Origin of the sequence: Teichococcus globiformis (assembly GCF_042646265.1) — a bacterium.
GTDB classification, from domain to species: Bacteria; Pseudomonadota; Alphaproteobacteria; order Acetobacterales; family Acetobacteraceae; genus Pseudoroseomonas; species Pseudoroseomonas globiformis.
Genome location: NZ_JBHRTN010000004.1, coordinates 59,914 through 73,276 on the forward strand (window position 1 = coordinate 59,914; position 13,363 = coordinate 73,276).

Genomic DNA, 13,363 nt, shown 5'->3' on the forward strand with positions numbered 1-13,363 from the left:
CGGAGGGGAGGACGGAGGCAAGGCGCCCTGAGCCGGCCTTTTCTTCTTCTTGCGGTTGGCCGGATCAAGGCCGGGCCCGAAGCAGCGCTGTTTGCGCAGCACAATGCCCGGCTGCGGCCGCCGATGACCGTGCGGGAAGTTCCCGAAGCACGGGGATCGGCGGCGGAGATCCGCCGGCGGGAAGGCGCCGCCCTGCTGGACGCCCTTCCCGCCGGCGCTCTCGTTATCGCCCTTGATCTCGGCGGACACCAACCGGATAGCGAAGGCTTCGCCGCCTTGCTCACTCGCTGGGAAGAAAGTGGCAGAGGCCTCGCCTTCATCATCGGCGGTGCGGAAGGGCTGGATTCCGCTGTGCAGTCGCGGGCCGATCAGCGCCTGTCTCTCGGACCCATGACCTGGCCGCATTTCCTCGTGCGGGGCCTCCTGGCCGAACAACTTTTCCGCGCCCAGGCCATCCGCACCGGCCATCCCTATCACCGAAGCTGGCGGCCTTGAGCGGCAGCCGTCCACCGGCGTCCGAGGTACTGGACAAGCTGGGCATCCTGCATGACCTCAGAAGCCTGGACCCGCACCTGGCCGGAACCCCGCCGCTGGGCGTAGACCTGCCCGACAGCGACATCGACATTCTTTGCCATGCTCCTGATCCCCTGGCGGCGTGCCGCCTGCTGTGGGCCTGCTTTCACGCGCGTCGTGGCTTTTCGGTCAGGCAGTGGAGGAATGGCTCGCGGCCCGTGATCGCCCGGTTCGAGGCGCTGGGCTGGCAGATCGAGGTTTTTGCCGCTCCTGAGCCGGTGGCGCGGCAGGCAGGCTGGCGCCATTTCCAGGTGGAGCGCCGATTGTTGGAGCTTGGCGGCCCGCCCCTACGCGAGGCGGTGCTGGCGCTGCGCCGGCAGGGGCTGAAAACCGAACCGGCCTTTGCGAGGTTGCTCGGCCTGCCGGGCGATCCGTTCTGCGCAATGCTGGATCTGGCGGAGGCCGACGATGACGGTCTGGCCGCACATCTTGCCCGAGCCGGCTTCCATCCGGTAGCCGGGGCGGCACATCGGCGCCGCTGACGACGCCCGGCTACAGCCAGCCGCTGCGGCGCATCCAGGCCGTGCAAGGTTGCACCAGCACGGCTGTCAGGGCGATGCGCACCAGGTGAAACGCCACCACCATCGGCACGTCGAGCAGCAACGCCTTGGCGGTCAGGGACATCTCGGCCATGCCGCCCGGCGCGTTCGCCAGCACCAGCGAAGCGATGTCGAGGCCGAGGCACCAGGCAAGCGCCGCGCCTACCGCGCAGCAGATCCCCGTCAGCACCGCCACCTGCAGGATGGCGGCGCCCAGCAGTCTGCCGCCGCCCAGCAGCGCCGCGCGCTCGAACTGGCTGCCGAGCTGCGCTCCCATCAGGATCTGGGCGCTGGCGGTGATCCAGCCTGGGACCCCCGTCAGCGCCATCCCGGAGGCGGTGAAGGCCAGCCCCGAGGCCAGGCCGCCCAGCATCCACCCGTTGCGCACGCCGAGCCGGGTCAACAGCAATGCCAGCGCGGCGGCAGTCCCCGCCAACAGCGCGAAGCCGGCCGGCTGGAACGGTGCGGCCACGGCGGCGGACGGCATGGTGCCGGCGATCTCCAGCGCGGCAAAGGCGCTCGGCACCAGCACCACCACGCCCACCACCCGCAGCAGCTGCACAATGGCCACCGTGGTGGGACGCGCCCCGTAGGATTCGCCCAGCACGCTCATCTCGGCCACGCCTCCGGGGATGGAGGCGAACAGCGCCGTCACCCGGTCCACTCGCGCGGTGCGGGCCAGCAAGGGTGACAGCGCCACCCCGATCGCCAGAGTGGCCAGCCCGGCGCCCAGGACGAGGGGCATCTGCTCCGCCAGCCGTCCGGCCGCATGCGGCGTGAAGAACAGGCCCAGCGCGCAGCCCAGCACCATCAGTCCGCCATTCCGCAAGCGTCGCGATGCCCGGACTGGCAGGCCGGAAAGGCGCGCCGCAGCGGCAAAGAACAGCGCGCCCAGCAGCCACGGCAACGGCGTGCCGAGCCGTTGGAACACCCAGCCCCCCAAGGCCGCCAGCGCGGTGCACAGCAAAAAGGGCAAGGCCGCGCGCGGCAGGGCATGAGCGGGGGGCAGGTCGAGTCGCATCCACGCCAGACTAGTGCATGAGGGGGCGTTTCGCCCGCCGGCACGACCGCTTGCATGCAGAGCCCGCCGCTCACTGCATTCCGCGATGCCTCAGGGCGTGCTACGGGCGCCGCATCGTGACCGCACGTTTCAAATGCTTCGCAAGCTGATCCGCCATCCCGCTACCCAGGCAGCCCTCGCCTGGGTGCTCGGCTCCTATCTGGGCTTTTGCTATCGCACCACGCGCTGGTCGATGGCGGGGCATGAGAACGTGGCCGCCCATGCGGCCATTGGCGAGCCAATGATCATCGCCTTCTGGCATGAAAGACTGCCAATGATGCCGATGCTATGGACCAAGGTGCGCGCTGAGTTTCCGGCCGTCGCCCATTGGCAGCCGCATGTGCTGGTATCGCAACACCGTGACGGTCGCTTCATCGGCGATGTGGTGGCGCGTTTCCGGCTGGTGATGCTGCACGGATCCACCTCGCGCGGCGGCGCGGCAGGCCTGCGCGCCATGATCAAGGTGCTGCGGGAGGGCAGCCCCGTCGCCATTACCCCGGACGGGCCGCGCGGCCCGCGGCGCAAGGCGGCGGAAGGCGTGGCGCAGCTGGCGGCACTGGGCGACGTTGCCATCCTGCCCACCGCCGCCGCCACTACCCGTCATCGTCTCCTGCCGAGCTGGGACCGCATGATGCTGCCGCTGCCCTTTGGCCGCGGCGTGCTGGTCTGCGGACCCTCCATCCGGGTGGCACGCGGCGACACGGCCGGCGCGGTGTCCGCCATCGAGGCGGCGCTGAATGCCGCCTGCGACACCGCCGATGCCTGGGCCGCCGCAAAGCCCGGCATCGAGACGCGGCGCGTATGAGCTTCGCGGCGGATGCCGCCCGGCTGGCCGGCCAGGCGCTGGAGCCGGTGCTGCCGCTCTGGCTCGCGCTTCGGGCCCGACGCGGCAAGGAGATCCTCGCGCGGCTGGACGAGCGGCGTGGCCTGGCGGCCGATCGTCCGTCCGGCCCACTGATATGGCTGCACGGGGCGAGCGTCGGCGAATCCCTGTCCCTGATTCCATTGATGGCGGCGCTGGTGGAGCAGCGGCCGGAGTTGCACCTGCTGGTGACCACCGGCACCGTCACCTCAGCCGAACTGTTGGGACGCCGCCTGCCGCCTTCCCTGGCGGAACGTGTGGTCCATCGCTTCGTTCCGCTCGACGTGCCGCGCTGGGCGGCTACCTTCCTGGATGGCTGGCGGCCGGATGCCGCCGTGTTCGTCGAGAGCGAACTCTGGCCCAACATTTCCGCTGCCCTAGCCCAAAGGCGCATCCCCTCGGCGCTGGTCAATGCGCGACTTTCGCCAGGCTCGGCCCGCGCCTGGCGCCGGGCTCCCGCCTTGGCGCGGGAAATGCTCGGCCGCTACCGGCTGGTGGTGGCGCAAAGCGAGGCGGATGCGGCGCGGCTGCGATCCTTGGGCGCCGTGGATGCCGCTTGCTGGGGACACCTGAAGGCCGCCGCGGACCCCTTGCCGGCGGAGCCGGAGGCGCTGGAGGCTCTGCGGGCGGCGATCGGCCACCGGCCGGTGTTTCTCGCTGCCAGCACCCACCCAGGCGAGGAAGCCGCGGCGCTGGCCGCCCATCGCGCCGTTTCGGCAACAATTCCCGACCTGCTCACTGTGATCGTGCCACGCCATCCCCAGCGCGGCGACGAAGTGGCGGCCTTGCTGGCGCAGCTGCCCTTTTCCCGGCGCGGACAAGGAGCCCTGCCCCGCACCGAGGACGCCATCTATCTGGCGGACACGCTGGGTGAACTCGGGTTGTTCTTTCGCGTGGCCGGCGTGGCACTGGTGGGCGCCACGCTGGTGCCCAAGGGCGGCCACAATCCACTGGAGCCAGCACGGCTGGGCTGTCCCATTCTGCTGGGCCCGCACACCGAGCATGTGGCAGAGATGGCAGCCTCGCTGATCGAGGGCGGCGGAGCGATCCGGGTCGTCAGTGCCGCCACGCTGGCCGAGGCGGTTACAAATGTGCTAACAGATCCTTGCCGCGCTCAGGCCATGGCCCGGGCCGCGGCGGCGATCGCCGAGGATGCCAGCCACCTTCCGGGCCGGCTGGCGACCGCGATCCTGGATTGGCTGCCCCAGACCTGAACCCGCCGGAGCGGGACGGTTGGGGCCCTGAGAAGAGAAGGACAGGTTCGGCCGGATGCGAGCCCCCGACTTCTGGAGCGGGGGCAGCGGGGGAATTGCGCCCCTGCTGCTGTCCCCCATTGCCAAGATCTACGCTTCGGCGACCGCGCGGCGCATGACGCGTGCCGGCTGGCGGGCCCCCGTGCCGGTGATCTGCTGCGGCAACGCCACCGCCGGAGGCTCCGGCAAAACCACCGTGGCACTGGATCTGGGCCAACGCCTGGCGCATCGCGGCATCGCCGGCCACTTCCTCACGCGCGGCTATGGTGGACGGTTGAAAGGACCGGTGCGGGTCGATCCTGCTCAGCATGACAGCAAGCTGGTGGGCGATGAAGCCCTTCTGCTGGCCGCCACCCGCCCCACCTGGGTGGCCGGAGACCGCGAGGCCGGGGCCCGTGCCGCCGTCGAGGGAGGCGCACAAGCCATCGTCATGGATGACGGACTGCAGAACCCCGGGCTGGAGAAGGACTTGTCCCTGCTGGTGGTGGATGGCAATTACGGCTTCGGCAATGGTCACATCATTCCGGCCGGCCCGTTGCGGGAACCCGTGGCCTCAGCCGCCGCGCGCTGCCGTGTGGCCGTGCTGATCGGGGAGGATGAGGCAGGGGCGATGAAGCTGCTGCCGCCAAGCCTGCCAGTGCTGCGGGCCCGGCTGGTGCCTGGGCCGGAAGCGGCACTGCTGCAGAACCAGCCTGTGTTCGCCTTCTGCGGCATCGCCAACCCGCGCAAGTTCTTCGCCACCCTGCAACAATGCGGGGCGGTGCTGGCCGGGCGCGTCGCCTATGCCGACCATTACCCCTTCGACGAGGGCGACATGGAAGACCTGCTGGCGCAGGCCGACGCGCTGCGGGCCATCCCCGTCACCACGAAGAAGGATTTCGTCCGCATTCCTCAGGCCTTCCGCAGCCGGGTAACCGTGTTGGGCGTCACCCTCGAATGGGACAATCCCACACAGCTGGAAGCGCTGCTTGATCCGCTGGCGCAGCGCGTGCCGATCCCGGCCTGAGGCGAAGGTTTCGGCCCGCGGGCGCGCACCGGTCCAATGGCCGGTGACCCAGGCCACCGCCTCAGATGGGTGCGTCCAAGGCGCAATGCGCGACGTAGCCGGGGCTGCCCGGATAGAAGTCGGCATCGATGCGGTCCGTGTCCGTACGCCAGGACAAGGTTTTCTGGCCCGGCAACGCAACGGCGCTTTCCTGTTCCGGCGGACCCAGATCCCGCTTCAGCATGTGCAGCAGGATCACCGATTGCACATCATCCAGCGCGAGATAGGTGACGCAGACAAGGCCTCCCCCTTGCTCCACCCCCATGCCATCGGTGTTGAAGGTGAAGCTGGCATCCCATTCCAGCCCTTCGGCATGAAAACGGCCGGTGGCGGCAATCCGGAACGGATCCTGCCCCATGCCTTCCGGAACAGGGACCACCTGCACCGTTCCTCCGGAAGCCGCCGCCACCTCATCCGGCGTCATGCCCCAGCGGGTGTAGCGCCAATCCGCCGCCGCCGGGACCGGGCCGAGCGCGAGCATCGCAACAGCCGCCACGGTGCAGGCACAGCCCCTCATCAGCCATCCGGCACGGCGCAAAGGCAGCTCTCCTCATTTCGCCGCAAACCAGCACGGCGACCCCTTCGCCGTAAAGCGAAATAGCCTTCAGCCACCACTGCGCGCGGGCAGCGGAAACAGGGCCGGAAGACGCCGGGCAAGATCGCGGTCGCCGGTGACCTGGATCGCCCCGCTGGCTTCCAGCGCCTCCAGTGCCTGCCCGCCATAAAGCAGGGCCGCCAAGACGGGTGGCGGACCGCCGAGCACCAGATCGGGCCGCTCTATCGGCCCAGTGGTGATGGTGATGCGGCCTTCCTTCAGCACCGCTCCATAATCCTCGGCTCCGAGGCGCAGGCCGATGCGGGCCGTCAGCCCCGCCGCCCGGTCCGGTTCGAGCATGGTGCGCATTGACAGCAGCAGGGAGGCGGCGCTGAAGGGCTTTGCCGGATCGTGCAACGGCGAGCGCGCGCCCCACCGGCCCAGAGCCTGGAAGATAGGCTCACTTTCCAACCCCCATTCGGTCAGTTCGTAAACCTGCGCCGAGGCCGGTGGCGGCAGGCGGCGGCGGCGGATCACGCCGCCCTCTTCCAGACCTTCCAACCGCTGCGTCAGAACGTTGGCGCTGATGCCGGGCAGGTTGGCACGGATTTCCCCGAAACGACGCGGACCAAACATCAGCTCGCGCATCACCAGCAGCGCCCATCGCTCACCCAGCAGGTCGAGTGCATGAGCCGCGGCGCAGGCATCCTTGTACCAGCTACGACGGGGCGACTCTTTTGTTATTTTTTCTGACTTCATAGTTGCTTTTATTAACTACTTCCGGCACAGATCGCAAGCCAACCCCGAGGGAAACGCTCCGATGTCCAAGCTGATCTTCGTGAACCTTCCTGTTGCCGACCTTTCGGCGTCGATGGCGTTCTACGAGCGCGTCGGCTTCACCAACAATCCGCAGTTCACCGACAATACTGCGGCCTGCATGGTGCTCTCAGAAACCATCCATGTGATGCTGCTGACGCATGAGAAGTTCAGCTTCTTCTGCAAGCGGCCCATCGCCGACGCCCATGCCACTGCCCAGATGCTGATCTGCATCTCCGCCGCCAGCCGGGAGGATGTCGATGCGATCGTGACCAAGGCCGCCGAGTCCGGTGGCAAGGCCGACCCGAACGCACCGCAGGATTTCGGTTTCATGTACGGCCGCAGCTATGAGGACCTCGACGGGCATATCTTCGAGGTCATGTTCATGGACATGGAAGCGGCCCAGAGGACGATGACCCAGGGCTGAAGCCGATACAAAGCGCGAAAGGAGGAATCGTCATGACCAAGATCACTCCCTGCTTGTGGTTCGACCGCCAAGCGCTGGAAGCGGCCGAGTTCTACACCGCGCTGTTCCACGAGGCCGGCAAGCCGGCGCGCATCGGCCGCGTCACCCATTACGGCCCCAACATGCCGCTTCCGGACGGTACGGTGCTCACGGTGGAGTTCGACCTGGCCGGCCTGCCCTTTCTGGCGCTGAACGGCGGTGCGGCCTATGCCTTCAATCCGGCGATCTCCATGTCGGTATCCTGTGTCGACCAGGATGAGCTGGACTTCTTCTGGTCTCGCCTTCTCGATGGTGGCCAGCCGGTGCAATGCGGCTGGTTAACCGACCGTTACGGCCTGTCCTGGCAGGTGGTGCCGGAGATCATGCCGGAGTTGATCCAGGACATGAATCCGGACGCCCGCAACCGGACCATGTCCGCCATGATGGGCATGATCAAGCTCGACATCGCGGCCCTGCAAGCCGCCCATGCCGGTTGAGGAGGAGCGCTGTGAGAAAGCTCATCACCGCCGCCTTCATCAGCCTGGATGGCGTCATGCAGGCGCCCGGCGGACCGGAGGAAGATCCCTCCCGCGGCTTCGCCTTTGGCGGCTGGACCGCTCCCTACTGGAACGAACCGGCGGGGCAGGAAAAGCTCGGCGCCTTCATGGGCGAGATCTTCACGCCGCCCTTTGATCTGCTGCTGGGACGCCGGACGTGGGAAATCTTCGCTGCCCACTGGCCGCATGTGGGGAACGACGACCCCATGGGCGCCATGCTGACCAGGGCCACCAAGTATGTCGCCACCCGCTCGCCGCAGCGCCTGACTTGGACGAACTCGGTGGCGCTAAGCGGAGACCCTGTTGTGGAGGTGGCGAAGCTGAAGCAGCAGGACGGACCGGTGCTGCTGACCCAGGGCAGCAGCGAGCTGGTCCACGCGCTGCTGCAGCACGACCTGATCGACGAGCTTCGCCTGCTGACCTTTCCCGTGATTCTCGGGCGCGGTAAGCGGCTGTTCACCGAAGCGGCGGCACCGTGCAGCCTGAGCCTGACGCGAGCGGAGGTCGGGCCAACCGGCGTGGTAATGACCGTGCACAAACGCCGCGGCGCCATCCAGACTGGCAGCTTCGCCATGGACGAACCCTCGGCGGAGGAACTGGCACGTCGGGCCAGTCTGGCCGGAGAGGGTTGAACTCTCCCCGCCATGAGCCCGGACTTCGCTGACGCGCCACGGGGCTGACCTGCCGGCCCCGGGGACCCTCAAGGGCGTCCGACGCCCATCGCCAGCGTCCATTCATCCATGCGCGGCTCGTAGGTGAGCGGCCGGCGCGCGGCCCAGGCGTTCTTGAACATCACCATGGGGATCAGCGCCAGTTCCCGCACCGACTCCGCCACCGCGGCGGCCACCAGCTTCTCGCGTTCCGCCGGCTCCATGGTGGACAGCGCCTCGGCGATCCGCGCATCCAGCTCCGGATTGCTGAAGCGCGTATCGTTGCTGGCGCCGAGACGCTTGGCCGCGTCGAAGCTGTGCACGATGTTCAGCAGCACGCTGCCGGCTTCCCCGGTGGTGGAACCCCAGCTGTTCTGCACCATGGAATATTCCTGCTTCGCCAGCCGCGTGAGGTAGGTCGCGAAGGGCAGCGCCTCGACCGTGGTGCCGACACCGATGCGGCTCCACATCTGCGCCACGGCCTGGGCGGTCTGCGCATCGGCCGGGTAGCGGTCGTTGCTGGCGTGCAGCGTGATGCGGAAGCCCTGCGGATAGCCGGCCTCGGCGAGCAGGGCGCGCGCTTTCGCCACGTCATAGGCTGGCACGCCCACATCCTTGTTGTAGCCGAAGGCACCGGGCGGCATCCATTGCCCCGTGGGCTCGGCCATGCCCTGCTGCACGCGCTCCGCCAGACCCTGGCGGTTGATCGCGATGGACAGCGCCTGCCGCACCCGCAGGTCCAGCAGCGGGTTCTTCGGCAACGGCCGGCCATCATTGTCGGTGATAAAGGGCGCCGACCCCGTGCGGCTGAAATCCGGAGATAGGAACAGGGCGCGGGAGCCCTGGCGCTCGAAGATCCGGATACTCGCCTCGCCCCGCAGGCGCGGCAGATCCGTGGCAGGCGGCGCCGCGATCAGGTCGACATCGCCGGACAACAGGGCAGCGGTGCGAGCGCCGGGATTGGGAATGATGCGGAAATTCACCCGCTCCCAGCTTTGCTTCTCGCCCCAATACTGCTCGTTCCGCGCGACCTCGATGGAGGAGCCCGAACTATAGCTCAGAAGCCGGTAGGGCCCGGTGCCGATCGCCGCCTTGCCGCTGTTATAATCGGCGGTGGTGGCGTTCTCCCCGGCATGGCGCGATACGATGGCGATGGCGCCGAGGTCGATCGGCAGGTTGGGCGTGGGAGCCGAGGTGGTGATGTGCAGGGTCAGCGGGTCGGGCGCCTCCACCTTGGTCACGGTGCGGAGCGAGGTGCTGAAGCTGGCAGGGCTGTTAGGCACCTTGGGCGCGCGCTCATAGGAGAAGATGACGTCAGCCGCAGTGAAGTCCTGACCGTCATGCCACTTCACGCCGGGGCGCAGCTTGAACTCCCACTGCGTGTCGGACAGCGCGGTCCATTCCGTCGCCAGATTGGGCATGGGGCGGCCATCCGGCGCACGCACCGTCAACGGGTCGAAGATGTGGCGCGCGAAGGCGGAGTTCGGCGCCGCGTTGGCGAAATGCGGATCGATGGAGGTGACCGGTGCGGACAACCCGATCGTCAGGTTCTCCGCGCGGGCGGTGCCGGCGAGCAGCGGCGCGGCGAACAGCAGCGCGGCTGCCCGAAAATGGAAAGCGTTCATGCGGCGATCCCTTTCAATGCCCGCCGGCCATGTCGAGCGGCGGCGGCACGTCCTTGGGGATGGGGAAGATGTCGGGCATATCGGCGGTGCGGACGGCGTGCTCGGCCTTGGCCCGTACGATCAGCTCCGGGTCGGCCAACAGATCGGCGGCGGTGCCGGCCATGATCTTGGCCACATGCTCCAGCCCCTTATGCGCGGCGGGGGCCTTTCCCTGGGCGACGAGCTGCCAGGAATGGCCGGGCGTGCCAATGGCGTAGGTGGCGCCGCGCGCCTGCACGGTCGGCACCCTCCACGACACTGTGCCGACATCGGTGGAGCCCACGCCAGCAGGCTCCGGCGCTGAAAGCGGCACCAGCCGTTCAGCCAGCACCTCGCCCGGCTGCGGGGCAAGGCCGGCACGGGCATACGCCGCGGCGATCTCGTCCGGCGTGCAGGTGTTCTGGATGGCACGTGCGAAATCCTTGTCCGCCTCGTCGAAGCGCGGCGGGCCGAGCCGTTCGAAATTCGCTTCCATCAGGGCTTCCAGCGGATGGTTGGCGACCAGCTCGGCATCGGCGGAAAGAACGCGGTGCGACACCCCTGTTTCCGTCATCAGCGAGGCGCCCTGGGCGATCTTCTTCACCCGCTCCAGCAGCGCCAGCACCTCGGCCATGGTTTGCGAGCGCACCAGGTAACGTACCCGCGCCTGGCCCTGCACCACGTTGGGGGCGATCCCGCCGGCATCCTGCAACGCGTAATGGATGCGCGCATGGCTCGGCATGTGTTCACGCATGTAGTTGACGCCAACATTCATCAGCTCCACCGCATCGAGCGCAGAACGGCCCAGATGCGGCGCGGCGGCGGCATGCGACGAACGGCCGGTGAAGGAGAAATCCACTTCCATGCAGGCCAGCGAGCGCGGCTTGTTGACGCCGGAGAACGCCGCCGGGTGCCAGCAGATGGCGATGTCCACGTCGTCGAAGGCACCGTCTCGCACCATGAAGCCCTTGGCGGAGCCGCCTTCCTCGGCGGGGCAGCCGTAGTAGCGGACACGCCCGGCGATGCCCTGCTCCGCCAGCCAGTCCTTCACCGCCGACGCCGCCAGCATCGAGGCGGCACCGAGCAGGTTGTGCCCGCAGCCATGGCCACTGCCATTCGCTTCCATTGGCCGGTGCTCCGCGACACCTGCCTGCTGGGAAAGACCTGGCAGCGCATCATACTCGCCCAGGATGGCGATGACAGGGCCACCCTCCCCTGCCTCGCCCATCACGGCCGTGGGGATGCCGGCGATGCCCTGCGTGACGCGGAAGCCTTCGGCCTGCAGCGCCTCGGCATGGGCGGCGGCCGAGCGGTGCTCGGCGTAGTTCAGCTCGGGGGTTCCCCAGACGCGGTCGCTCAGTTCCGAGAAGCGAGCGCGCTTCTGTTCCACCCGGTGCCAGATGGCTTCGTCATTCCGCATCGCGAACTCCCGCGGCCAAAAAACACTTTTTATCGGCAGCGGCGTTCACAGCGCCAGGGAGCAGAGCTCGAATTCCGCAGACATGCAAAGGCTCATCGCGCCGGCCCCGGCCACACACCTGGCCGCACCGACAGGGCGGTGACCAGGCCATAGGCGGTAATCCCGAGGGCAACACCCAGGAAATGCCCATCCAGCCCGAGCCCCAGCGGCCCGGCCAACAACCAGCCGCCGCCCACGGCCAGGCCCACGCGGCTGAGCGCGGCCAGGAACGGTCCCCGCATCCGCCCCGCGCCCATGGCGGCAAAGTACAGGGCCATGCCGAGACCGAAGCCGGCAAAGGCTGGACCGGTGAAGGCGAGGCCACGCGCCGCCACCGCCACCACGGCGGCGTCGGCGCTGAAGGCGGTGGCGAAGCGGTCTGGTGCCAACCCGACCGCCATTCCGGCCAGTCCGGCGAGGCCCAGGGTGAGAATGCCCCCCAGCCAGGCGATACGCCGCGCCTGCGGCCAGTCGCCGGCGCCCACGGCACGGCCGACAAGCGCCGTCAGCGCCGAGCCAATGCCGAAGGCCAGGGGGATCATCAGAAACTCCAGCCGCGCGGCGATGCCGTAGGCGGCGATGGCCGCGGGGCCATACGCGGCAAGCTGCGCCGTCACCAGGATGGTGGTGAGATTGGCCAGCGCCGCCAGCGCCGAGGCCACCAGGCCCACCCGCAGGATACGGCCGAACAAGGCGCTCTCCGGCCGGATGCGCAGGCGCGGCGCGAAGCCAGCGCCCCCCCGCAGCACAACGATCGCCATGGCCACGGCGGCGATCCAGAAGGCGGCGGCGAAACCGATGCCAAGTCCCGCCAGGCCGAAGCCGAGCGGCTCGGCGAACAGCCAGCCCAGCAGAGGGAAGCCGGCCCAGGCCAGGGCCAGCACCCGCGCCGCCAGGCCGTGGCGGGCGCCGCCGCGCAGCACCGAAGCTAGCGTATTGGCCAGCCAGGCCGGCACGGCGCCGGCGCCGAACAGCCATGCCGCATAAGGCGTCGCCGCCTCGGCGGCGGCGGGCGAGATCCAGCCGAGCACCACGCCGGGCACCGCCCCCAGCACCAGCGCGAACAGGGCGGCGGCCGCGAGTGCGATCAGCACGGCATGCAGAACCAGCGCAGAAGCCTCATCAGGACGTTTCGCACCGAGAGCTCGGGCCACGGAGGAGGCGACCCCGCCGCCCATGGCGCCTGCCGACATCTGCTGCATCAGCAGGGAGAAGGGCAGCACCACCGCCCAGCCGGCAAGCGCGGCGGTACCCTGCCGCGCCGCAAGCCAGGTTTCGCCAAGCTGCGCCGCCACCTGCAGCATGGCGACCAGACTGGTGGGCGCCGCCAGCGCCAGAATGCGCCTCAACAGCATGGCGGAAGACTGCGGAGCGGCGGACACAGCCAGGACGTCAGCCATTCGTCCCCTCCCCCAGCAAAGCATCCAGGCGCGACCGCAACTCCGGTCCGGCCCCGGGCCCCGGCCGGGGCCGCACCTGCTCCGGCCGCAGCGGCGCACCCGAACGGCCGGTGAGCGGCGGGGGTACCACCTCGGCACCGGTTTCCACCTCCACCAGAAGCACCGGCGCGCCTTCCGGCTCGGCCATCCAGCGGTCGGCCCAGTGCTTCAGAGCCACAAAGGCGGGAAAGAAGTCGCGGCCCTTTTCCGTCAGCCGGTAGGCATGGCGGCCGCCGCCCGACAACAGCACCCGTTCCAGGAGGCCGTGCTCCACCAGCCGGGCCAGCCGGGCGCTCAGGATGTTGGATGCGACGCCCAGATTGCGCTCGAATTCGTCGAAACGCGTGGTGCCATAGAAGGCTTCCCGCAGAACCAGGAGGGCCCATCGCTCGCCAAGCACGGCCATCGAGCGCGCGACAGGGCAGCGCATGCGGGTGAAGTCGATCTGGACCATAAATCCTCCGCCCCAAAAACTTGCATCATGCAA

General features: G+C 68.8%; 15 protein-coding genes. 8 read left to right on the top strand and 7 right to left on the bottom strand.

Features of this window, described 5'->3' with window-relative positions:
* Positions 1-27 precede the first annotated feature (27 nt).
* Both ACFOD4_RS02070 and ACFOD4_RS02075 read left to right on the top strand, forming a co-directional pair.
* Entirely contained in the window at positions 28-495 is a 468-nt protein-coding gene (locus ACFOD4_RS02070; RefSeq protein ID WP_379594717.1) for a 23S rRNA (pseudouridine(1915)-N(3))-methyltransferase RlmH, read from the top strand.
* The gene (locus tag ACFOD4_RS02075) at positions 492-1,055 is read left to right on the top strand and encodes a DUF4269 domain-containing protein (protein WP_379593108.1); all 564 of its coding nucleotides are present in this window, start codon (positions 492-494) and stop codon (positions 1,053-1,055) included. Before ACFOD4_RS02070 ends, ACFOD4_RS02075 begins: the two co-directional genes overlap by 4 nt.
* 10 nt (positions 1,056-1,065) lie before the next feature.
* Here ACFOD4_RS02075 and ACFOD4_RS02080 read toward each other — a convergent pair whose 3' ends face one another.
* Positions 1,066-2,133, bottom strand: a complete 1,068-nt coding sequence (locus tag ACFOD4_RS02080) for an AbrB family transcriptional regulator (RefSeq protein ID WP_379593110.1) — start codon at positions 2,131-2,133, stop codon at positions 1,066-1,068.
* Between the two features lie 133 nt (positions 2,134-2,266).
* On the opposite strand from ACFOD4_RS02080, the gene ACFOD4_RS02085 reads away from it, so the two are divergent.
* From ACFOD4_RS02085 to lpxK, 3 genes are read left to right on the top strand one after another with little or no spacing between them, the layout of a single operon-like run.
* On the top strand, positions 2,267-2,977 hold the full coding sequence (locus ACFOD4_RS02085) for a lysophospholipid acyltransferase family protein (protein ID WP_379593113.1): 711 nt from the start codon (positions 2,267-2,269) through the stop codon (positions 2,975-2,977).
* Positions 2,974-4,248, top strand: coding sequence for a 3-deoxy-D-manno-octulosonic acid transferase (locus tag ACFOD4_RS02090; RefSeq protein ID WP_379593115.1), 1,275 nt, complete (start codon positions 2,974-2,976; stop codon positions 4,246-4,248). Before ACFOD4_RS02085 ends, ACFOD4_RS02090 begins: the two co-directional genes overlap by 4 nt.
* A 55-nt stretch (positions 4,249-4,303) precedes the next feature.
* A complete protein-coding gene (lpxK, locus tag ACFOD4_RS02095; RefSeq protein WP_379593117.1) occupies positions 4,304-5,293 on the top strand; it encodes a tetraacyldisaccharide 4'-kinase in 990 nt (329 codons plus the stop codon).
* Positions 5,294-5,354: 61 nt separating this feature from the next.
* Here lpxK and ACFOD4_RS02100 read toward each other — a convergent pair whose 3' ends face one another.
* The gene (locus tag ACFOD4_RS02100) at positions 5,355-5,849 is read right to left on the bottom strand and encodes a hypothetical protein (RefSeq protein ID WP_379593119.1); all 495 of its coding nucleotides are present in this window, start codon (positions 5,847-5,849) and stop codon (positions 5,355-5,357) included.
* Between the two features lie 87 nt (positions 5,850-5,936).
* Entirely contained in the window at positions 5,937-6,626 is a 690-nt protein-coding gene (locus ACFOD4_RS02105; RefSeq protein WP_379593121.1) for a winged helix-turn-helix transcriptional regulator, read from the bottom strand.
* Positions 6,627-6,687: 61 nt separating this feature from the next.
* Here ACFOD4_RS02105 and ACFOD4_RS02110 point away from each other — a divergent pair, with 61 nt between their 5' ends.
* Genes ACFOD4_RS02110 through ACFOD4_RS02120 form a run of 3 tightly spaced genes read left to right on the top strand, consistent with a single transcriptional unit; the run spans position 6,688 to position 8,317 of the window.
* Positions 6,688-7,110: a VOC family protein gene (locus tag ACFOD4_RS02110; RefSeq protein WP_379593123.1), complete on the top strand. Its 423-nt coding sequence runs from the start codon at positions 6,688-6,690 to the stop codon at positions 7,108-7,110.
* 32 nt (positions 7,111-7,142) lie between these two features.
* Positions 7,143-7,625 carry a VOC family protein gene (locus ACFOD4_RS02115; RefSeq protein ID WP_379593125.1) on the top strand — a complete coding sequence of 161 codons (483 nt, stop codon included), beginning with the start codon at positions 7,143-7,145 and terminating at the stop codon, positions 7,623-7,625.
* 11 nt (positions 7,626-7,636) lie between these two features.
* Entirely contained in the window at positions 7,637-8,317 is a 681-nt protein-coding gene (locus tag ACFOD4_RS02120) for a dihydrofolate reductase family protein (RefSeq protein WP_379593127.1), read from the top strand.
* Positions 8,318-8,385: 68 nt separating this feature from the next.
* Here ACFOD4_RS02120 and ACFOD4_RS02125 read toward each other — a convergent pair whose 3' ends face one another.
* From ACFOD4_RS02125 to ACFOD4_RS02140, 4 genes are all read right to left on the bottom strand, one after another.
* Entirely contained in the window at positions 8,386-9,960 is a 1,575-nt protein-coding gene (locus tag ACFOD4_RS02125; protein ID WP_379593129.1) for an ABC transporter substrate-binding protein, read from the bottom strand.
* A gap of 13 nt (positions 9,961-9,973) precedes the next feature.
* Positions 9,974-11,398 (bottom strand): M20 family metallopeptidase, encoded by a 1,425-nt coding sequence (locus tag ACFOD4_RS02130; protein ID WP_379593131.1) that lies wholly within the window; start codon positions 11,396-11,398, stop codon positions 9,974-9,976.
* Positions 11,399-11,490: 92 nt separating this feature from the next.
* Positions 11,491-12,837: an MATE family efflux transporter gene (locus ACFOD4_RS02135; RefSeq protein ID WP_379593133.1), complete on the bottom strand. Its 1,347-nt coding sequence runs from the start codon at positions 12,835-12,837 to the stop codon at positions 11,491-11,493.
* On the bottom strand, positions 12,830-13,330 hold the full coding sequence (locus tag ACFOD4_RS02140; RefSeq protein ID WP_379593135.1) for a winged helix-turn-helix transcriptional regulator: 501 nt from the start codon (positions 13,328-13,330) through the stop codon (positions 12,830-12,832). The genes ACFOD4_RS02135 and ACFOD4_RS02140 overlap by 8 nt, the downstream gene beginning before the upstream one ends.
* Between the last annotated feature and the right edge of the window lie 33 nt (positions 13,331-13,363).